Origin of the sequence: Gilliamella sp. B2717 (genome assembly GCF_026536675.1) — a bacterium.
In the GTDB taxonomy this organism is placed as follows: domain Bacteria; phylum Pseudomonadota; class Gammaproteobacteria; order Enterobacterales; family Orbaceae; genus Gilliamella; species Gilliamella apicola_I.
Map to the genome: position 1 here is coordinate 1 of NZ_JAFNNQ010000032.1, position 569 is coordinate 569.

Below are 569 nucleotides of genomic sequence, written 5' to 3' on the forward strand. Positions count from 1 at the left end.
CCGCCAAAATACCTCAATAGAGGATGTCGGATTTTGATTTTTTCTACACACATATAAATATTAGCTCCAGATTTGAGGGAAAAACGCTATTTGAGTTGTTCCGCAGACAATTCGGTTATAAAAAATTCACCGTGTTTAGGTTTAGGTTTTGGTTTTGGGTTTTGGGTTTTGGGGTTGAACTAAATTAAATTCAACAACCACACGACCATTGATAGTGCTGGGATAATGCCGATCCACACGGGCGATCAGTGCGGCGTCGGCGTGGGCTAAAATAAAATGTGACGTTATTTTTATCCCTGGCAGGGCGGGTTCCAGAACAACAACCGCTGAAACACAGCCGCGACTAATTAGCTCAAATTGAGACTCCGAAACGGTCACGATTTTGTACGAGCTATTTTTAAATTGACTAAACATTGAGTTAGTTATCTCCATTATCTTGAAAAAATTTCTATATATGAGTGCTGTATGACTCAGACCCGATCTACGTCCAATTGGACGGAAAAAAGATCTAAACAAAATTTCGCCCTCGTATTTCCTCCTCGCGTTGGCAGTCAATACACAGACTGCAA

At 40.9% G+C, this 569-nt stretch carries 2 protein-coding genes; both read right to left on the reverse strand.

From position 1 onward, the window contains the following. Positions 1 to 141 precede the first annotated feature (141 nt). On the reverse strand, positions 142 to 432 hold the full coding sequence (locus tag J3U35_RS05540; protein WP_267360100.1) for a hypothetical protein: 291 nt from the start codon (positions 430 to 432) through the stop codon (positions 142 to 144). Between the two features lie 76 nt (positions 433 to 508). Beyond that, the coding region (locus J3U35_RS11585) for a hypothetical protein (RefSeq protein ID WP_416380685.1) at positions 509 to 569 on the reverse strand (61 nt) is incomplete at its 5' end.